Below are 20,411 nucleotides of genomic sequence, written 5' to 3' on the forward strand. Positions count from 1 at the left end.
GAGGGCCGGCCCGTGGCGTGACGTCACCGCCTGTACTGCGGCGCGTGGTGCAATTGACACTCGACAGTTTGACGGGCTAGATATAAGTCACGCGAAGCTTCTGGTGTGACGCGTGCGGCTTTCTTGGGCCGATTGTTGGCCTGGTCGAGGGGGCGGGCGATATGAGCGCTTCGTCGAACACGAGCACCACTACGGACCGGTCGAAGATCGCGCACTTCATTCGCGTGATGTCGGTCCCCATCCTGCTCGGCTGGCTGGTGCTGACGGTCGTCACGAGCACCGCCGTTCCGTCGCTGGAGAAGGTCGGCGAGGCCAACACCGTCGGGTTGAACGCCAACGATGCGCCGTCGATGATCTCGATGAGGAAGATCGGTAGCAACTTCCAGGAGTTCGACTCCGACAGCAACGCAATGGTCCTGCTCGAAGGGGAGCAGCCGCTCGGGCCCGAGGCCCATGCGTACTACGACGAGCTGATCAAGAAGCTCGAGGCGGATACCACCCACGTCGAACACGTCGCCGACTTCTGGGGCGACCCGCTGACCGCCTCGGGCGCGCAGAGCAACGACGGCAAGGCCGCCTACGTTCAGGTCTATCTGCGTGGCAATCAGGGCGAGACCCTGTCCAACGAGTCCGTCGCCGCCGTGCGCGAGCTCGTCGAGAAGACGCCAGCTCCGCCGGGTCTCACGGTGTACGTCACTGGCGCCGGGCCGCTCATCTCCGATCAACACCACGCCGGCGACAAGAGCATCCTGAAGGTCACGCTCATCACGATCGTCGTGATCGCCGTCATGCTGGTGTTCGTCTATCGGTCCATTGCGACGATGCTCCTGATCCTCTTCATGGTGTTCCTCGAGCTGGGAGCCGCCCGCGGGATCGTCGCGGTGCTCGGCCACTACGAGATCATCGGACTGTCGACGTTCGCGACCAGTCTGCTCACCCTGATGGTGATCGCCGCGGGAACGGACTACGCGATCTTCGCCGTGGGCAGATATCAAGAAGCTCGCGGCGCCGGTGATGACCGGGAAGCCGCCTACTACACCATGTTTCACGGCACGGCTCACGTCGTGCTGGGTTCCGGGCTCACCATCGCCGGCGCGATGCTGTGTCTGAGCTTCACGCGGCTGCCGTACTTCCAGACCATGGGCGTGCCTTGCGCGATCGGCACCTTCGTTGCCGTCATTGCTGCGCTGACGCTGGGTCCCGCGGTACTCACGATCGGTAGCCGGTTGGGCCGCTTCGAGCCGAAGCGCAAGATCGCATCCCGTGGCTGGCGGCGCATCGGCACCGTGGTGGTGCGGTGGCCCGGTCCGATCCTCGTCGGCACGTTGGCGCTGGCCTTGATCGGGTTGCTCGCGCTTCCTGGCTACAAGACGAATTACGACGCCCGCAAGTACCTCCCGGAAGACATCGCGGCCAACGTCGGCTATACCGCCGCCGAGCGGCACTTCCCGGCGTCGCGGATGAACCCCGAGTTGCTCATGGTCGAAAGCGACCACGATCTGCGCAATTCGGCCGACTTCATCGTCATCGACAAGATCGCCAAGGCCATCTTCCGCGTGCCGGGCATCTCCAGGGTGCAGACCATCACGCGGCCCGAGGGCAAGCCGATCGAACACTCGACCATTCCGTTCCTGTTGGGCATGCAGGGCACCACGCAGGATCTGAACCGCAAGTACAACCAGGACCGCCAGGCCGACATGCTCAAGCAGGCCGACGAGATGCAGAACACTATCGACACGCTGACGAAGATGTCCGCGCTCACCGAGCAGATGGCGGCCGTCACGCACGAGATGGTGCTCAAGACCAAGAACATGACGGTCGACATCGCCGAATTGCGCGACAACATCGCCAATTTCGACGACTTCTTCCGGCCGATCCGCAGCTACTTCTACTGGGAACCGCACTGCTACGACATCCCGGTCTGCTGGTCGCTGCGCTCGATCTTCGACACGCTCGACGGCATCAACACGTTGACCGACGACATCCAGCTGCTGGTGCCCGAGCTTGAGAAGCTCGACACGCTCATGCCCCAGCTGGTCGCGCTCATGCCATCGCAGATCGAGACCATGAAGTCGATGAAGACCATGATGCTGACGATGTACGCCACCCAGAAGGGACAGCAGGACCAGCAGACGGCGGCATCGGAGAACTCGTCGGCGATGGGGGACGCGTTCGACACGTCGATGAACGACGACTCCTTCTATCTGCCGCCGGAGGTCTTCGACAACAAGGACTTCAAGCGCGGGATGAAGAACTTCATCTCACCGGACGGCAAGTCGGTTCGCTTCATCATCAGCCATGAGGGCGATCCCGCGACCGTAGAAGGCATTTCGCACATCGACGGCATCAAGCTGGCGGCCAGGGAGGCCATCAAGGGCACTCCGTTGGAGGGCTCCAAGGTCTACCTTGCGGGTACGGCGGCCACCTACAAGGACATGCGCGACGGGTCGTTCTACGACCTGCTGATCGCCGGAATGGCTGCCGTCACACTGATCTTCGTGATCATGCTGATCATCACGCGCGCCATAGTGGCGGCTGCGGTGATCGTCGGCACGGTGCTGCTGTCACTCGGCGCCTCGTTCGGCCTTTCAGTGTTGGTGTGGCAATACCTCCTTGGCGCCGAACTGCACTGGATGGTGCTGGCGATGTCGGTGATCCTGCTGCTGGCGGTGGGGTCCGACTACAACCTGTTGCTGGTGTCCAGGTTCAAGGAGGAACTGCCCGGGGGCCTGAAGACCGGCATCATCCGCGCGATGGCGGGCACCGGATCCGTGGTGACGTCGGCAGGGCTCGTGTTCGCCGCCACGATGGCGACGTTCGCGTTCAGCGACCTGAAGGTCATGGCGCAAGTCGGCACCACAATCGCATTGGGGCTGTTGTTCGACACCCTGATCGTGCGCTCGTTCATGACCCCGGCAATTGCGGCCCTGCTCGGCAAGTGGTTCTGGTGGCCGCAGCTCGTCCGGACAAGCGCATCCCAGCGCCGGCTCGATGCCATCCGGCCCAACTCCGATCCCGTGACCGCGCCGATCTCAGCGCAAAGCTGACCGGTCGACGGGAGCCGCACGCGCCGACGTCACCAGGTGACGGGCAACGCCTCGACGCCGTAGATCTCCTGCTGGTTCTGAAAGCGAAGGTCCTCCTCGGCGACCGCCAACTCTAGGCCGGGCAGCCTGCGCACCAATGTGGACAACGCGATCTGGAGTTCGGCCCTTGCGAGGTTCTGTCCGATGCACTGATGCACCCCGAACCCGAAACCCAAGTGTCCGCGAGGGTTTCGGTCGATGTCGAATGCCTCGGGGTGCTCGACGAATGAGGCGTCCCAGTTTCCCGCGGGCAGATTCATGAGCACGAAGTCGCCCGCTCGGATCTGCTGGCCGGCGATGATCAGGTCTTCGATAGCGACACGCTCGACGAGGCTGTGCACGATGGTGAGGTAACGCATCAGTTCCTCGACGATGTTCGCGACGAGCGCGGGATCGTCGGTCTCGCGCAACCGGGCGAGCTGGGCGGGGTGCTGGAGCAGTGCGAGGGTGCCCAGCGAGATCATGCTGGCCGTCGTCTCGTGGCCGGCCTGCAACATGATGACCGCGTTCATGGTCGCTGTCTCACGGCTCAGCGCGCCGGTCGCGACGTGGTCGGTGACGAGCCTGCTGATCATGTCGTCGCCCGGCTCGCGTTCCTTGCGCGCGACGAGTTCGTATACGTACCCGAAGATCTCGCCGATCGCGACGGCCTTCTCCTCGACGGTCGACCGCGAGTCCAGGCCGAGCGTGCTCTTCCGTTGAAAGAACTCGTGGTCTTCGTACGGCACTCCGAGCAGCAGGCAGATCACCAACGACGGCACCGGGAGCGCGAAGTCGCGAACCAGGTCGGCGGGTGGGCCGCTCGCGACCATGTCGTCGAGGAACCCGTCGACCAGTTCCTGGATCTGCGGGCGCATCGCATCGGCGCGCCGGAACGTGAAGTCCCGCGTCATCATCCGCCGCAACCGGTTGTGTTCGGGATCGTCGATGCGCGGGAAGATCTGCGGCATCTTGTTGTCGACGCTCGTCGCCTTCATCGCGTCGGGAATCGTGTCGGCGCTCAGCCTCGGATCGACGAGTGCGGCCCTGATGTCCTCGTACCGACTGATCACCCAGGTGGGTCGGCCGTGCCACGACGCGAGTTGGAGGCCGTCGGACTTGCGCCATTCGGCGAATTCGGCGGGCGGTGCCAGCGGGCATCCCGACGTCCGCGGCAAGGGGATGAAGGGGAGGTCGGTGACGGGCGTCGACATCGGCGCGAACTCCTAACGGTGGTCAGCGGCAAGTGACAAGTAACTGCCACTTCCATGTAGCGACCGTAGGCATGAACTAAGTGACAGTCAACCGTCAGTTACGCTGATCTGGTGACCGTCACGCCGGAGCGACCGTTGCGCGCCGATGCCGCGCGCAACGCCGAACGCATATTGCGGGCCGCCCGCGACGTCTACGCGGCGTCGGGTCCGGATGCGCCCATCGACGTCATCGCCAGCCGCGCCGGAGTCGGGGAGCGAACGTTGTACCGGCGGTTTCCAAGCAAGGGGGACCTCATCAGGGCGGCGCTCGACCAGAGCATCGCCGAGAACCTTGCGCCGGCCATCGCCCGGGCCCGCCGGTGCGACGACCCGCTACGGGGCCTCACCGAGCTGCTCGAAGCGGCGATTTCGCTTGGTGCTCAAGAGCACAACCTCCTGGCGGCCGCGCGCAGGGCAGGCGCGCTGGCCGACATCTCCGTCACCCTCGACGCCGCGTTGCAGGAGTTGATGGACCGCGCGCAGCTGGCTGGGCTCCTCCGCGCCGATCTGGTCGCCGACGATCTACCCCGGATCATCGCGATGCTGTACAGCGTGCTGTGGACGATGGATCCCGCGGACCGTGGGTGGCGCCGCTACGTCGCCCTCGTACTCGATGGGATGACCACGACGAAGGGCCGTCGACTTCATCGCGCCCCGAAGCTTCGCTACGGGTCGCCGGAGACCGACTGGCCGCTATGACGATGCGCGTCGTCATGGGCTAGACGAGCGTCTAGCTCAATACCGTGATCGGCGTATACGCTTGGCGCGTGGTTTCCGCCGAACCCGACGCCGACCGACTCGGCGCTGCGCCGCGCAGTGCCGCACAAGCGCGCACGATGCACGTCGCTCTGGAGTTGTTCGCCGAGCACGGCGTCAGCGCAACGTCGTACCAGATGATCGCCGACGTCCTCGGAGTCACCAAGGCGGCCGTCTACCACCAGTTCAAGACCAAGAACGAACTCATCATCGCCGTGACGGAGATGGAACTCGCCAGGCTCGAGGATGCGATGGAAGCGGCCGAGTCCGAAAGTGATCCGGTGCGGGCACGGGAGATGTTGCTCGACAGCGTCATCGATCACGCCGTCGGCCACCGCCAGGCGGCGACCACGTTGATCTTCGATCCGATGATCGTCAAGGTGCTCTCCGATCACCTGCCGTTTCAGCGCTTCGTCGAGCGCGTCTACGGGACGTTGGTCGGCGACAGGGCGTCGCAGGCCGCGCAGGTGCGCCTGGCGATGTTGTCGTGTGCGATCGGTGGGACCGTCGCCCACCCACTCGTGGCCGGCGTGGACACGGAAACCTTGCGCGCCGAGCTCCTCGCGATGGCGCGGAAGGTCATCGACCTGCCCGGCTGACGCCACGCTCGAATGAAAGCCACTGGGCCCCATCGGGGTTCACCCATCGCAATTGACCCTTGACATCGCTAGACGATCGTCTAGTCTCAACGGCTAGACGATCGTCTAGTCGAAGGGGTCCGTTCAATGTCCTCAACGTCGTGGTGTGAGACCTTCATCGCCGTCTTCAACACCCACCAGGTCCAGCCGATGCTCGACATCTGTGCGCCCGACATCACGTGGGAGGACGTCTCGGGTCACATCGACTACGCGGGTCTCGACGGCGTCAAGAACATGGTCGAACTCACTCTGATGGCCATCCCGGATTGTACGTTCGCCTATCACGGCGGCCTCAAGGAGGCGAACCACTACATGGTGGAGTGGACGATGTCGGGGACGGCATTCGGCATCGAATTCGCCTGCCGTGGGGCGTCAGTCGGAGAACTCGACGACCAGGACCGGATCGTGCACAACCGCGACTACTGGGATTCGCGCTCATTTCCGATGATGCCAAGCGGCCCGGAGAATCCCGCCATCGAGGACCTACAGGCCCAACAGTCCTGAGCCCCGAGCGAATTCCAGAGAAGGAGGCGCCATGGTGCCCGACAAGCTGATCACGGCGGACTGCCACATCGCCCCGCCGTTCGAACTCATCGACGAACTTCCCGAGTCGTACCGGGAGTACTTCCCCCGCATGGAGAAGCAGCCCGACGGCACCACCCTCTACAAGGAGGGCCACATCGTCTCGATGTCGATGATGGCCGGCGAGGGGGCTGAGTCCGACATCACCGCCGACGCGACCGGTGCGGTGGGCAACGTCGTCGCCGAGGCCCAGCCCAGCTTCGACGCCGCCGAGCAGCTCGCGGACCTCGAGCGCGACGGCGTCTACGGTGCGGTGCTCATCGGCCGGATCACCGACATGCCCAACGCCATCCCCGCCGACGCGGACACCGCCTACTGCACGATCGTCAACGACTGGCTGGCCGACACCTGGGGGCCGTACCTGAATCGCGTCGCGCCGGGAATCCACCTGCCCTTCAAGGACGTTGCCGCCTCCGTCGCCGAGCTCGAGCGGGCGGCGGGCATGGGCTTGCGGCCCGCGCTACTGCCCGACGGAATCTTCGAGCGGCCGTACTACATGGAGGAGTGGGAGCCACTGTGGGAGGCCGCCGACAGCCTGCGGATTCCCATCACCATGCACGTCGGAGGACTGCGCAGCCCGCTTGTCGGGCCGGGTCTGATGGCCTACCCGGGCCGCCAGGACATCGGCTGGTACATGCAGAGCTGCGGTATGGGGGAGACGCTGGGCTGGCTGACCTACAGCGGCGTGTTCGAGCGCTATCCCAACCTGCACGTGGTGATGACCGAGGGGTATGCCGGTTGGCTGGCCTTCGCCATGCAGTTCTACGACCACCACTTCAGTCAGAGCCGGCTGCACCAGCTGGGCATCGACCACATCATGGGTCCGGCCAAGATCGACGCTCCGCCAAGCCATTACCTGAAGCGGCAGGCGCACGCGACGTTCATGTGGGATCCGCTGGCCATCCGGTCACGCGACCTCACCGGCCTCGACTGCCTGCTGTGGGGCAACGACTATCCGCACCACGAGGGCTCGTTTCCGTTCTCCGCGGACTGGATCGAGAAGCAGTTCGACGGCGTGCCCGCAGCGGACGTCGACCAGATCTGTCGTGGCAACGCGGCCGAGCTCTTCGGCATCACGGTCTGATCGCATGGCCGTGGATCACTACCGGCTCGACGGGAAGGTCGCGCTGGTCACCGGGGCAGGCCGAGGCATCGGGGCGGGCATCGCCGTCGCACTCGCCGAAGCGGGCGCGAACGTCGCCATCACGGCGCGCACCAAGGACGACATCGAGGGCGTTGCCGAACGCATTCGGGCCGTCGGGCGTGAAGCGCTGGCCGTGCCCGCGGACGTCACCGACCACGTGACGTTGCCCGGTCTGGTGGCCGAAACCGTCGCGGCGTGGGGACGCCTCGACGTCGTCGTCAACAACGCCGGGGGAGTGGAGGCGCTCGGACCCTTCATGGACGTCACCGTCGAACGACTCGAGAGCGCACTGCACTTCAACGTCTCGACACCGTTCGAGCTGACGAAACTGGCCGTGCCCCACATGCTGGCCAACGACGGCGGCGCGGTCGTGAACATCGGCTCGATGGCGGGCATGATGGCCGAACGCGGCTTCCTGAGCTACAGCCTGTCCAAGGCGGCCCTCGGCCAGTTGACCAGGCTCGCCGCGGTCGAGTTGTCCCCTCGCATCCGGGTCAACGCCGTGTTCCCCGGTGCCATCGAGACCGATGCGCTCAAGGGCTTCCTCGACGTCGCGCCGCCCGAGGTCCGTGGCGGGATGCAGGAGAAGACCCCGATGCGGCGCAACGGAACTCCCGCTGACATCGCCTCGGCCGTGCGGTTCCTCGCATCGCCCGCGGCATCCTGGATCACGGGCAAGCTGCTCGAAGTCGACGGGGCGGCCGGGCCCGGCATGTTCCCGACCGGGCATCCAGACCTATGACTGGGCGGGAGGGCTCATGAGTGCACAACTGCGCTTCGACGGTCAGGTCGTGATCGTCACCGGTGGGGCCGGCGGTATCGGACGGTCGCAGGTCCTCGAACTGGGGCGGCGCGGCGCACACGTCGTCGTCAACGACCTCGGTGGCAGTCCGCTTGGGGGCGGCGCGGATTCGACCATGGCTGCCGCGGTGGTGGACGAGATCGTCGCGGCCGGAGGTGTCGCGGTGGCCAGCGACGCCGACGTGTCGTCGACCGACGGACCGCAGCGCATCATCGACCTCGCACTCGACACGTGGGGGCGCATCGACGGGCTCATCCACAACGCCGCCATCCTGCGCAACGCCCATTTCGAGGACGTCACCGATGCCGACCTCGACGACCTGCTGAGCGTGAACCTCCGTGGCACGTTCCGGACCGTACAAGCCGTCTACCGGGCGATGAAGGACGGCGGGGGAGGGCGCATCGTCACCCTGACCTCGGCGTCCGGACTCGCCGGAGCCTTCGGTCAATCCGTCTATGCCGCAACGAAGATGGGCGTCGTCGGGATGACCCGGACGATCGGATGGGAGGGCATGCGGTACGGAATCAAGGCCAATTCACTTGCGCCCGCGGCGTTCGACAGCCGCATCTACGCAACCAAGTCGCCGGAGACGGACGCGGCCCTCGTCGGCAGGCCCCCCGAGCTCACCGTCTCACTAGACGCCGCTGAGTTCCTTGGGCTCTATACCGCCAGCCGGGTGACTCCGATGGCCCTGGCGCTCGTCCACGACAGCTGCCCCGTGACGGCGGAGGTGTACAGCGCGACCGGCGGATACTTCTGCCGGTTCGCCATAAGCCACACCGAAGGCGCGACCGTCGGCGCGTTCCCGACGGTGGACGACGTCGCGCGGAACTTCGACGAGATTCGCGGTCAAGGAACGGTGCCCAACGAAGTCGACGGCGAGGCGATGGTGTGGGGTGCCGGAGCGTTCGGCGCGAAGCTCGACGGCTTGGTTGCCGAGCTCAACGATACGATCGCCTCCGTGTAGAGAACAGATGTTTGGGCGCAAAGGGTGGCGGGCGCATGGCCGGTATTGCGCCCGATCACACGTTGCCAAGTTGCCGTTCGTGATCGCCTGCCAGGGGACGCGAGTCATGGTCTCGCCGTGGATGACGTCGCCCGCCCCACCGGTCGAGCCGGGTGCTGGGTTTTCATCGTTTCCTGAAAGGACGGTGGTATGAGGCTAATACGGCGCGCATACGTACATCGGTCGGAAACCTGCGGACGGTTGAGCACATCGCAGCGCGTCAATATTCGACGGTCGCGATGGCGCCTCGAGATGCCGTCTGGACGGCGACCGCAGCGCGTCGCAGTCATTGAGTGTGGCTAGCCATCGTTGACCAAACAATTGTTCTGTTCTAGTGTTCGGCAAGCGTGGCCGACAGGGGAGCCTCGGCGGCCCGTGGATCTGACGGAACGCGGAGGGTCGACCACGTTGATGTGCACCGCCGTCGACGAGGGGTTGGCCGATTGACTAGAGATAGCCGATCGGCTGTTTTGCGGCCATGGCCAGCGGCGGGCCGGCCACGATGACCCGCGCGGTAGGCGGTGTCTCCGGAAGCAGCGGTAAGAGCGGTAAGAGCGGTAAGCGGGATCGACCCCGCTACTGGCTGCGTCCGTCGCTCGGCTTGGCGACCGTGGTGGCGATCGTCGCCGTCGTCGTGGTCGCGGTCGGCCTCTTCCGCGGAAGCTTCTCCTCGACCGCTCCGGTGGTGGTGGTGTCGGAACGTGCCGGGTTGGTGATGAATCCGGACGCCAAGGTCAAGATGCGCGGCGTACTCGTCGGCAGGGTCGAGTCCATCGTGGACCGGCCCGACGGAACCGCTGAGATTCACCTCGCGATGGACCGCACGAAGCTCTCGCTGATTCCGTCCAACGTGCGGGTCGACATCGGATCGACCACCGTGTTCGGGTCCAAGTTCGTGCAATTGATTCCGCCTGCGACGCCCGATGCCGAGCGAATGCACCCGGGGCAGGTCGTGCAAGCCGAGCACGTGACGGTCGAGATCAACACGATCTTCGAACAACTCACGTCGGTGCTGTCCTCGATACAGCCGGAGAAGCTGAACCAGACGCTGGGCGCCATCGCCACCGCGCTGCACGGACGCGGGCAGAAGTTCGGCCAGGCGATCGTCGACCTGGACGCCTACCTCGCCAAGATCGAACCGAGCCTGCCGAACCTGAGCCACGACCTCGAAACGATGCCCGCGGCGCTCAACTCATTCGCCGACGCGGCGCCCGACCTGCTGCGCACCGCCGACAACGCGAACGTGCTCAGCCAGACGATCGTCGACGAGCAGGGCAACCTCGATGCACTGCTGGTCAGCGTCATCGGGCTCGGTGAGGTCGGCACCGACGTACTCAACGCGAGCCGGCAACCGCTGACCGACACGCTCCACCTCTTCGCGCCGCTGACCGACCTGACCGCCCAGTACCAAGAGGCGCTGTATTGCGGACTCGCGGGTCTGTTGCCGCTTGCGCTCAGCCCGCGCCTCAAGCATCCAGGTGTCGAGGTGATGACGGGATTCCTCTGGGCCAACGATCGTTGGCGGTACCCCGACGATCTCCCCAAGGTCGCGGCCACGGGTGGACCGCAATGCACCTACATGCCTCGGGTGCCGTTCATGGCCAGGCCGCCGTTTGTGGTCACCGACACCGGCGCCAACCCGTGGGAGCGCAACGATCCCGGGATACACCTCAATACCGCCGGACTAAAGGAAGCGCTGTACGGACCCCAGCCGGGCCCACCGCGGAACAGCGCGCAGATCGGACAGCCCGGATGAACCGAACACTCGCGAAGTTCGGATCCTTTGCGGTGATCATGGTGCTGCTCACCGCATTCCTCATCGTCGTCTTCGGTCAGTATCGCGGCGGCGCGAGCAACGACTACACGGCGGTGTTCAAGGATGCCTCCAGCTTGCGCGCCGGGGACACCGTTCGCGTGTCAGGCATCCGGGTCGGGACGGTGAAGGACGTCGAACTCCAACCAACCAAGGACGTCGTCGTGACCTTCGATGCCGACCGAAGCGTCGTCTTGACGTCGGGTACTACCGCCGCGGTCAGGTACTTGAACCTGATCGGCGACCGCTACCTCGAGCTCACCGACGGGCCTGGCCAGACCAAGCTCCTGCCGCCGGGCGCACAGATCCCGGTCGAACGAACAACCCCGGCACTGGATCTGGATCTGCTGCTGGGTGGACTCAAGCCGGTGATCCAAGGCCTGAATCCGCAAGACGTCAATGCGTTGTCGGCGTCGCTGATCCAGATCATGCAGGGCCAGGGCGGCACGGTCGAGTCGCTCTTCTCGCGGACCGCGTCGTTCACCAATGCCATTGCGGACAACGGCGAAGTGGTCCAGCGGCTTATCGAGAACCTCAACCTGGCGATGTCGACGTTGGCCAAGGACGGAGACCGGTTCTCCGCCACCATCGACGGCCTCGAGCGGATCGTCACTGGGCTTTCGCAGGACCGTGAGCCGATCGGCACCGCCATCGATTCGCTGAGCAACGGCACCGCCTCACTCGTCGACCTCCTGTCGGAAGCCAGGCCGCCGCTGGCCGAGACCGTCGACCAACTCAATCGGCTCGCGCCCAACCTCGATGTCAAGAAGGACCGGATCGATACCGCGCTGCAGAAGGCACCGGAGAACTACCGAAAGCTCGTCCGACTCGGGGCGTACGGCAGTTTCATCAACTACTACATCTGCTCCATCGCACTCCGACTGAGCGACACGCAGAGCAAGACCGCGGAGTTTGAGATCTTTCATCAACAGGGTGGAAGGTGCGCTGAGACCGCATGATCAAGTACACGGGAACGCGGCTCATGCGCGCTGGCTTCATCGGCGCGATGCTCATGCTGCTGGTCATCGCGATCGGCCTGGCGCCCGCGCGAATTGGCAACTGGGCCAGCGCCATCCGCTATCAGGCGAGCTTCGCCGAAGGCGGCGGACTGTCGGAGGGCGCCGATGTCAAGATCGCCGGCGTCAAGGTTGGCACGGTGTCGGCGGTGTCGCTGAGCCACGGTGACGCGCTCGTCGACTTCACCGTGAGAAGCGGCGTGACCCTGGGGGAACAGACCACTGCGCACATCCGCACCGGCACGCTCCTTGGCGAACGGGTGCTGACGCTGGAGTCGTTCGGCAGCGGCACCATGCGGCCGCGGGACCGCATCCCGACGTCCCGTACCTCGTCGCCCTACTCGCTAACGGAGGCGGTCAGCGAGCTGACCTCGAATACAGAGGGCACCGATCTGTCGTCGGTGAACCAGTCGTTGGACACGCTCAGCGAGACGATAGATCAGATCGCTCCGCAGCTCGGGCCCACCTTCGACGGGTTGACGCGGCTCTCCGCGTCCATCAATGGGCGCAACGAGCAGGTGAGCACATTGCTCGAGCACGCGGGGGACGTGACGGCCATTCTGGCTCAGCGCAGCCAGCAGGTGAACATGCTTCTGCTCAACGGGAACGACCTGCTCGGCGTGCTGGTCGAGCGGCGGCAGGCCATCGTCAGCCTGCTCAACGACACGTCCGCGCTGGCCAAGCAGTTGGCGGGGCTCGTCGCCGACAACGAGGCCGAGCTCGCCCCGACGCTGGAGAAGCTCAACTCGCTCACCGAGATGCTCGAAAGGAACCGCGACAACATCAACAAGGCGCTTCCGGGTTTGGCGAAATACCAGACAACCCTAGGAGAGACGGTGGCCAACGGACCCGGGTACGTCGCGCAGGTCGCCAACCTCGACCTCGCGGAGGTGTTCCAACCGTTCTTCGACTACGCCTTCGGGTTTCGCCGGGGCACCGACGCAGGCCAGCCGCCCGACAATGCTGGACCTCGTGCGGAACTGCCCATCCCGTACAACAACATACCGCCGGGACCACATTCGTGACCCGCCGTCGCATCGTCGCCATCATCGTCGCCGCCCTGGTCTGCCTGCTCGTCGCGGGCGTGGCCGTCGTCGTGCGCGCAACGTACTACGCTCCCACCACCATCACCGCCTACTTCGTCAACGCGACGGGCATCTATCCCGGGGACGAAGTGCGAGTCTCAGGTGTCAAGGTCGGCACCATCGACACGATCGAACCCGATGTGACACAGGCCCGACTGACGTTGAAGATCGACCACAACGTATTGGTACCCGCTGGCGCGAAGGCCGTGGTCGTCGCCCAGAACCTGGTGTCCTCGCGCTACGTGCAATTAACCCCGGCCTATCGCGACACCGGCCCCACGCTTCGCGACGGCGACGTCATTCCACTCGATCGGACGGCCGTCCCGGTGGAATGGGATCAGGTCAAAGATCAGCTGACCAGGCTCGCGACCGAGCTCGGTCCGAACGCCGAGGTGTCCGACACGTCGGTATCGCGGCTCATCGACAGCACGGCAAATGCGATGGGAGCCAACAACGGTGAGAAGCTGCGTCAGACATTGAGCCAGCTGGCTGGGGTGGCACGCATTCTGTCCAACGGAAGCGGCAACCTCGTCGACATCATCAAGAACCTGCAGACGTTCATCACCACCCTGCGCGACAGCAACACCCAGATCGTCCAGTTCCAGGATCGGCTGGCCACCTTGACGAGCGTGATTGACGGCAGCAAGTCCGACCTCGACGCCGCGCTGCGCAACGTCTCCGACGTGATCGGAGAAGTTCAGCGTTTCGTCAGGGGCACTCGAGCTCAGACGGTCGAGCAGGTTCAGCGGCTGAACAACGTCACCCAAAATCTGGTCGATCATCGCAAGGATCTCGAACAGCTGCTCCACGTCGCACCGACCGCCTTCGCGAACCAGTACAACATCTTCGACCCGCGCTCGGGAGGTGCCACGGGCGTCTTCACGTTCGGCAACCTCGCCAACGCGAAGATGCTGGTGTGCGGCATGTTTGGAGCAATCGAGAATGTCACCGCGCCGGAGACCAGCAAGTTGTGTTCACAGACGTTGGGGCCGGCGCTAGATGCCACCCGCCTGAACTACCTACCGTTCCCGATCAGTCCGGTGCTCACGTCGACACCGGGGCCGGAGGACCTCATCTACTCCGAACCGGGGTTGATGCCAGGCGGCGCGGGGCCGAAGCCTGAGCCGCCCGAACAGCCGCCCGCAGTGTCCGCGTTCACCGGACTCGGAGGGGATGTGCCGCCCCCGCCCGGATACGGACCGATCCCGGGCCCGCCGGCCAGCTTGCCGGAAATGATGTTGCCCGGCCTGCAACCGCCCCCCGTACTTCCGCGGCCGCTACCCGCGGAGGCGCAGGTCGCACCAACGGATCCGATGCCGGCTCCAGCGTCACCAGGGGAAGGGACGCCACCATGATCGGTCTGAGGTCCGCACGGCGACTCCTGGCGTTCGGCTGTGTCCTGGCCACTGCCGTCACGGGATGCTCGTTCGGCGGCGTGAATTCACTGCCCCTTCCGGGCACGGTCGGTCGAGGCACCGACGCGCAGACCTACGTCGTTCAGGTGGCCAATATCGGTACCCTGGAATCGAATTCACCGGTGATGATGGACGACGTCGTCATTGGGAGCGTCGGCGAGATGCGGGTGCACGATTGGCACGCCGAAGTCGAGGTCCATGTCCGCCCCGACGTTGTCGTGCCTGGCAACTCGGTGGCCACCGTCGGGCAAACCAGCCTGCTGGGGTCCATGCATCTGGCGCTGGATCCTGCGCTCGGTCAAGCCCCCCAAGGGCGATTGCGGTCCGGATCGACCATCCCACTTGGCAAGTCGTCGTCCTACCCGTCCACCGAAAAGACGCTGTCGTCACTGTCGACGATCGTGAATGCGGGTGGACTGGGTCAGCTCGGGGACATCGTGCACAATCTCAGCGTCGCCTTGTCCGGCCACGAGGGCGAGGCCCGAGATCTGCTGGGTCGGCTAGACCGGTTCATCGGCGTCTTCGATGAACAACGCGACAACGTCATCGCGTCGTTGCAGGCCCTCGATCGGCTGGCCGGTTCGTTGTCGGCTCAGAACACCGTGCTCGAGACCACCCTGCGCAAGCTGCCACCGGCGCTGGAGATACTCGAGCGTGAGCGGCCTCGGATGACGACCGCGCTGGAGCGGCTCGGCGACTTGAGCGACGTAGCCAATGCCACCATCGCCGACACCCAGGCCGATCTCGTGCGCAATCTGAAGAATCTCGGTCCGACGTTGAAGTCGCTCGCCGACGTCGGACCGCAGATCGACGAGGGACTGGCGTACGCGACGGTGTTTCCCTTCGGCCAGAGCATCATCGACCGCGGAGTGCGCGGCGACTACATAAACCTCTTCGTGACCATCGACTTGACGAAGAACAGGCTCAAGAAGACCCTTGGGTTGGGCACGCGGTGGGGTGACCCGAACCTGCCGAACGTCCCCGCGCCAGGGGACCCCGGGTACGACTGGTTCTACACCACGAACCCGCTAGCCGAACCCATCGCGAATCCACCGTCACCGCCGGTGCACGCTCCGCTGCCGACTGGGAGCGACATCGGGGTGGCCCCCGACAGTCCCGCGCGCTTGTACCCGTTCGGGCCAGGGTGGGGCTGATGCTCAGCCGCTTCGTCCGAATTCAGTTGGTGCTCTTCGCGATCGCATCGATCATCGGCGTGACCGCGATGGTGCTCACCTACGTGCAGATTCCAACCCTGCTCGGGCTGGGCCGCATCACCGTCACGATGGAACTGCACTCCACCGGCGGGCTCTATCGTTTTGCCAACGTCACCTACCGGGGCGTCACGATCGGCAAGGTGACCGCGATCGACCTGACCGCGAACGGTGCCGAGGCCACGTTGTCGCTGGACTCCGACCCGAGGATTCCGGCGGACCTGGTGGCGAACGTGCGCAGCATGTCGGCGGTCGGTGAGCAATACGTCGATCTGCTACCACGCTCGGAATCGGCTGGCTATCTCCAAGATGGTGCAGTGATTCCCATGCGCGAGACCAGCATTCCGCAACCCGTTGGTCCGATGCTGGATCGCGTGAGTGCACTCGTCGGCAGCATTCCGAAGGAAAGACTGGGCACCCTACTCGACGAGACGTTCGCGGGCTTGAACGGAGCGGGCGATGACCTTGAGGCCATCGTCGATGCAGCGTCGACGCTCTCGCGGGACGTCAACGGTGTCGTCGATCAGTCCCGCGCGCTCATCGACGACAGCGGACCGCTGCTGGACGGACAAGCACAGTCGGCCGAGGCGACGAGGACGTGGGCCCGCAGCCTGGCTGGCATCACCGACACGTTCGCCCAGGACGACGCTCAGGTACGGAACATCCTCGCGACCGGACCAGGCCTGGTGCAGGACGTGTCGCAGTTGCTGAACCAGGTGAAGCCCACTCTTCCGGTACTCCTTGCGAATCTGGCCAGCCTGGGTCAGGTAGGGGTGACGTACCGTCCGGGCCTCGAACAACTGCTCGTGCTCTTGCCGCCCTCAGCGGCGTACTACCAGGCAGAACGTCCGAACAACAATCCAACTGGGCAGGTGGTCGGCGACTTCCGGGTGGCGGTCGAGGACCCACCGACGTGCACGGTCGGCTTCCTTCCTGCCTCGCAGTGGCGTTCACCCGCCGACACGACGGAAATCGACACCCCCGATGGGCTGTACTGCAAGTTGCCGCAGGACTCGCCGATCGCGGTCCGCGGTGCGCGCAACATCCCATGCATGGGCCACCCTGGCAAGCGGGCGCCGACCGTCGAGATATGCGACAGCGACAAACCCTTCGAGCCGCTGGCTATGCGACAACACGTGTCCGGCCCGGGTCCCTTCGACCCGAACCTCGTTGCCCAGGGCCTTCCACTCGATGAAGGGGTACCCGGCGAGCGGCCGCTCTACGGACCGATCCAAGGCACGCCGATGCTCCCGGGGACGGTACCACCCGTTCCTGGTGCAGAGGCGGCGTCGACCCCGTTGCCCGGTGGAGCGCCGACGAATCCGTTGGTGCCACAGGCTTTACAGGTTCCGCAGCCTCCCGGTTCAGGTCCTGTGCCGGCACCGCCACCGGTCGATCCCATCCCGGCTCCACCACTTCCAGGTGCCGATGCGCCGGCAGCGGCCCCGAGTGCGTTTCACGACGACGCGTCGGCGGGCCCGTCAGTCGCGGTGGCCGAATACGACCCACGCACCGGTCGCTATCTCGCGCCGGGCGGGCAGATGAGCAAGCAGACGAATCTCGTCAAGACCGGACCAGAAAGCTGGAAGGATCTGGTGTTGCAATCATGACGGCTTCACCGCAGCAAATACCGTTGCAATGCAACATATTACGAACGGTCCCGGCGGTTGTCGTGATGCTGGTTGGTTTGCTCGCCGCGCCCGTCGCCGACGCCGACGCCGACGACATCGAGATCAACGGCACGTTCACCGCGTCCTCCGACGGTCAGAACGCCAGGACGAACGACCGATTCCACGACGAGGCGTCGGTCACCGCGACGTGGACGGTCTCCTCAACGTGTCAGAACTTCATGGAGTGCACCGGGCGGGTGGTCAGTGACCAGGGCTGGGTGGCAGACCTGACATATCTGGACAGTCGGTGGCGCGCCGTCCACGTGATCGACGGCTGGGAGAAGTGCGACGACGGGTCGACGGCGCCGGGGGAGCAATACTTCTCGTTCTACCGCGATGCCCTGAACCCTTCGCGGTTCATCGGTTGGGACAAGACGTTGGGACCCAGTGGCGCTTGCGGCAAGAACCAGTGGCTTGCCGTGGAGATGCCATTCACCTTGTCGCCCAAGGGCTGAGCTATCCCTCGCGGATCGCGACGCCGCGCAACACCGTGTCACGCGCGTGGATGAGTGACTGCCGGGTGCCCAATTCGCGCAGAATGTTCTCCGGGATCCATTGCACGCCAATGACACAGCGCGCCAGCATGTCAACCGTCGGCGTGTCGATCCTGATCTCGCCGGACTTCATGCCCTCCGACAGCAGCGTCTTCATCTGGCGCACCCGGGTGGAGTACGACCAGCCCGGCTCGGCGATGTCGGGCGGGGTCTGGCGCATCCACGCGAGCTGGATGCGGAACTCGTCGGGGAACCGCGCGAGCGCATTGATGTTCAGCCAGCTGAGCGCGTCGAGCTTCTCGACCCCCGTGGAGTCGGACCGCAGGATGTCGCTCCACGCGCCACCCACCTTGTGCCCGAACGACAGCATGATCGACATCAGCAGTTCGTCCTTGGAGCCGATGACCCGATAGACGGTGCCCGTGCCGAGCCCCGCCGCGGACGCGATGTCACGGATCGTCGTCATCTCGTACCCGCGGCGTCCGAACTCGGCTCGCGCCACCGCGCGGACGTGGGCCGCCTTGGCGTCGCCCTCGTCGTCGCTCCAGCCGTTGATGACGGCGTCGGCGGCCGCGAACGCCTTCGATCGATCCAGCGCGGCGTCCGTGCGTTCCGCGCTGGCGAGTCCTTGCAGGTGGATCCGGCACAGCACCGTCGCAACCTGGTCGCTCGAGGACTTGTGCCGGATCACGTCGAGCCCGACGTGCAGCATGCTCTGACACATGCGGTCGGCCAACGTGGGCAGGTCGAGGTCCGAGCGGATGTATCCGCTCCAGCGGCCGGCGCGCAGTAGCTGCAGCATCGCCGCCTGGATCGCGGCCGGTCTGCGCCGGGTGAGCTCCATCAGTTCGGGGTCCGCGCTGGGGCCCTCGAAGAAGGACATCTGTAGCGCCGCGCGGTGCGCGACCGCGCAACGCGCGATCTCGCAGCCCAATTCGGTGATCTGCTCGGATACCGGCCGTGGGTCGAGGTCGTCGATGCGCTTCAACGCGGTTTCGCCGATGCGATCCAGGTCCGCGTGATAGCGCCGGATCAGTTCGACGAGGATCGCTTCCTTCGAGTCGAAGTGGTGATAGAGGCTGCCCGCGAGAATCCCAGCGGCGTCGGCGATCTGCTGCAGCGAGGTGCGCAGACCGGATGCCGCGATGACTGAGTTCGCCGTTTGGAGGATCTCGGTCCGCCGGGTCGCGTCGTTTGACGGGTCGTCGTCGCGCGCGGTCCCGCGGCCGCCCTTGGCACTATCATTTCGACGCGCCGGCTTCGCCGTAGGCGATTTTCGCTGGCCGTCGCGGACCGCATCGTGGACGTCTGCCATCGCTACGTGTGCACCATTCCGCACGGGTCCGGGCGAAGGACTGACGTCTCCCTCACGGTCATCGGCTCCCGTCGTTTGTCGGATGTCGCTGGCGCGGTCAACGCCCTAAGGGTGCGAGTCTACCGATGCGTTGCCACCAACTGGGCGTACCGCGTGTCGTCCATGTCGTACTGGCTACTTCGCTGGCTCTGGAAAGGCGATTTCGGCGTCGTCCGGCATCGGGCTGATCCCGAGGCGGTCGCAGACGTCGAGGACTTCGTCGACGATGGACTCCGGCACCAGGTACGGATCGGTCGCCGACACCTCGCCCAGGTGTGCAGCGATGTCGTCGGCGGTGGGGTCGGCCCCGGCATCCGAGGACCACCCCCGGCCGAGCCCGACGAACACCCTGGCGTAGCGGCCCGCCGACGCCGAGTAGTTGCGGTGGGTAAAGGTGCACGCCGTGCTAGCGAGGAAGGTGACCAGCGGCACCACCAGTTCCGGTCGGATCGCCCGCATGAAGCCCGACTCGGTGAGGAACTTCTCGTCGCCTACGGTCTCGGTGACCATCCGCGAAAAACCGGTGGGCAGAACCGTATTGGAGCGTATGCCGTGCGCTGCACCCTCTATCGCGATGACATTGGACAGCCCGACCAGGCCGGTCTTGGCGGCGGCGTAGTGGGCTTCCATCGGTTGGCCGAACATTCCCGCCGACGACGAGATGAAGACGAACCTGCCGCCGCCGTTGCGCTTCATCACCCGGAATGCGGGCTGGCTCAGGTAGAAACCACCGTCGAGGTGCACGCGCAACATCTGCCGCCATTGATCGACGGAGAGTTCGTCGAAGGGGATGCTGTTGAAGATGCCGGCATTGCTCACCACCGCGTCGAGCCGGCCGAACGCCTCCACCGCGGTATCCACGATGGCCTGCCCGCCCTCGGGGTTGTCCACCGAGTCGTGCGAGGGCACCGCGGACCCGCCCGCGGCCCGGATCTCGGCGACGACGTCGTCGGCCACGCTCGGATCCGAACCGTCGCCGCGCATCGTCCCCCCGAGGTCGTTGACCACGACCGAGGCGCCGCGGCGGGCGAGTTCGAGCGCGTACAGCCGCCCAAGCCCGCGGCCGGCGCCGGTGACGACGACGACTTGGTCGGTGAAGTCGATCAT

Annotated in this window: 17 protein-coding genes; 14 read left to right on the forward strand and 3 right to left on the reverse strand. The window is 65.3% G+C overall.

What is annotated here, in order from left to right; all coding sequences use genetic code 11:
• Window positions 1-161 precede the first annotated feature (161 nt).
• Window positions 162-3,047 (forward strand): MMPL family transporter, encoded by a 2,886-nt coding sequence (locus tag SLQ33_RS11215; RefSeq protein ID WP_319453916.1) that lies wholly within the window; start codon window positions 162-164, stop codon window positions 3,045-3,047.
• Window positions 3,048-3,076: 29 nt separating this feature from the next.
• Here the strand turns inward: SLQ33_RS11215 and SLQ33_RS11220 are convergent, their stop codons facing one another.
• Entirely contained in the window at window positions 3,077-4,279 is a 1,203-nt protein-coding gene (locus tag SLQ33_RS11220) for a cytochrome P450 (RefSeq protein ID WP_319453917.1), read from the reverse strand.
• A 111-nt stretch (window positions 4,280-4,390) separates the two neighbouring features.
• Between SLQ33_RS11220 and SLQ33_RS11225 the strand changes: the two genes are divergently transcribed.
• From SLQ33_RS11225 to SLQ33_RS11285, 13 genes are all read left to right on the forward strand, one after another.
• Window positions 4,391-5,017, forward strand: coding sequence for a helix-turn-helix domain-containing protein (locus SLQ33_RS11225; protein WP_319453918.1), 627 nt, complete (start codon window positions 4,391-4,393; stop codon window positions 5,015-5,017).
• A gap of 68 nt (window positions 5,018-5,085) precedes the next feature.
• Window positions 5,086-5,673: a TetR/AcrR family transcriptional regulator gene (locus SLQ33_RS11230; RefSeq protein WP_413467631.1), complete on the forward strand. Its 588-nt coding sequence runs from the start codon at window positions 5,086-5,088 to the stop codon at window positions 5,671-5,673.
• Window positions 5,674-5,799: 126 nt separating this feature from the next.
• Window positions 5,800-6,216, forward strand: a complete 417-nt coding sequence (locus SLQ33_RS11235) for a nuclear transport factor 2 family protein (protein WP_319453919.1) — start codon at window positions 5,800-5,802, stop codon at window positions 6,214-6,216.
• Window positions 6,217-6,247: 31 nt separating this feature from the next.
• Window positions 6,248-7,378, forward strand: a complete 1,131-nt coding sequence (locus SLQ33_RS11240) for an amidohydrolase family protein (RefSeq protein ID WP_319453920.1) — start codon at window positions 6,248-6,250, stop codon at window positions 7,376-7,378.
• A gap of 4 nt (window positions 7,379-7,382) precedes the next feature.
• A complete protein-coding gene (locus SLQ33_RS11245) occupies window positions 7,383-8,180 on the forward strand; it encodes a glucose 1-dehydrogenase (RefSeq protein ID WP_319453921.1) in 798 nt (265 codons plus the stop codon).
• A gap of 16 nt (window positions 8,181-8,196) precedes the next feature.
• Window positions 8,197-9,207, forward strand: coding sequence for an SDR family NAD(P)-dependent oxidoreductase (locus SLQ33_RS11250; RefSeq protein ID WP_319453922.1), 1,011 nt, complete (start codon window positions 8,197-8,199; stop codon window positions 9,205-9,207).
• A 541-nt stretch (window positions 9,208-9,748) separates the two neighbouring features.
• The gene (locus SLQ33_RS11255; RefSeq protein WP_319454346.1) at window positions 9,749-11,002 is read left to right on the forward strand and encodes an MCE family protein; all 1,254 of its coding nucleotides are present in this window, start codon (window positions 9,749-9,751) and stop codon (window positions 11,000-11,002) included.
• Window positions 10,999-12,018, forward strand: a complete 1,020-nt coding sequence (locus SLQ33_RS11260) for an MCE family protein (RefSeq protein ID WP_319453923.1) — start codon at window positions 10,999-11,001, stop codon at window positions 12,016-12,018. Before SLQ33_RS11255 ends, SLQ33_RS11260 begins: the two co-directional genes overlap by 4 nt.
• Entirely contained in the window at window positions 12,015-13,100 is a 1,086-nt protein-coding gene (locus SLQ33_RS11265) for an MCE family protein (protein WP_319453924.1), read from the forward strand. Before SLQ33_RS11260 ends, SLQ33_RS11265 begins: the two co-directional genes overlap by 4 nt.
• Window positions 13,097-14,515: an MCE family protein gene (locus SLQ33_RS11270; RefSeq protein WP_319453925.1), complete on the forward strand. Its 1,419-nt coding sequence runs from the start codon at window positions 13,097-13,099 to the stop codon at window positions 14,513-14,515. The genes SLQ33_RS11265 and SLQ33_RS11270 overlap by 4 nt, the downstream gene beginning before the upstream one ends.
• The gene (locus tag SLQ33_RS11275) at window positions 14,512-15,729 is read left to right on the forward strand and encodes an MCE family protein (protein ID WP_319453926.1); all 1,218 of its coding nucleotides are present in this window, start codon (window positions 14,512-14,514) and stop codon (window positions 15,727-15,729) included. The genes SLQ33_RS11270 and SLQ33_RS11275 overlap by 4 nt, the downstream gene beginning before the upstream one ends.
• Window positions 15,729-17,396 (forward strand): MlaD family protein, encoded by a 1,668-nt coding sequence (locus SLQ33_RS11280; RefSeq protein WP_319453927.1) that lies wholly within the window; start codon window positions 15,729-15,731, stop codon window positions 17,394-17,396. The genes SLQ33_RS11275 and SLQ33_RS11280 overlap by 1 nt, the downstream gene beginning before the upstream one ends.
• 65 nt (window positions 17,397-17,461) lie before the next feature.
• On the forward strand, window positions 17,462-17,911 hold the full coding sequence (locus SLQ33_RS11285) for a hypothetical protein (RefSeq protein WP_319453928.1): 450 nt from the start codon (window positions 17,462-17,464) through the stop codon (window positions 17,909-17,911).
• A gap of 1 nt (window position 17,912) precedes the next feature.
• Here the strand turns inward: SLQ33_RS11285 and SLQ33_RS11290 are convergent, their stop codons facing one another.
• Both SLQ33_RS11290 and SLQ33_RS11295 read right to left on the reverse strand, forming a co-directional pair.
• Window positions 17,913-19,265, reverse strand: coding sequence for a TetR/AcrR family transcriptional regulator (locus tag SLQ33_RS11290; protein WP_319453929.1), 1,353 nt, complete (start codon window positions 19,263-19,265; stop codon window positions 17,913-17,915).
• A 174-nt stretch (window positions 19,266-19,439) separates the two neighbouring features.
• On the reverse strand, window positions 19,440-20,411 hold the full coding sequence (locus SLQ33_RS11295) for an SDR family NAD(P)-dependent oxidoreductase (RefSeq protein WP_319453930.1): 972 nt from the start codon (window positions 20,409-20,411) through the stop codon (window positions 19,440-19,442).

It is taken from the genome of Mycobacterium sp. RTGN6 (genome assembly GCF_033804605.1).
Taxonomy (GTDB): Bacteria; Actinomycetota; Actinomycetes; order Mycobacteriales; family Mycobacteriaceae; genus Mycobacterium.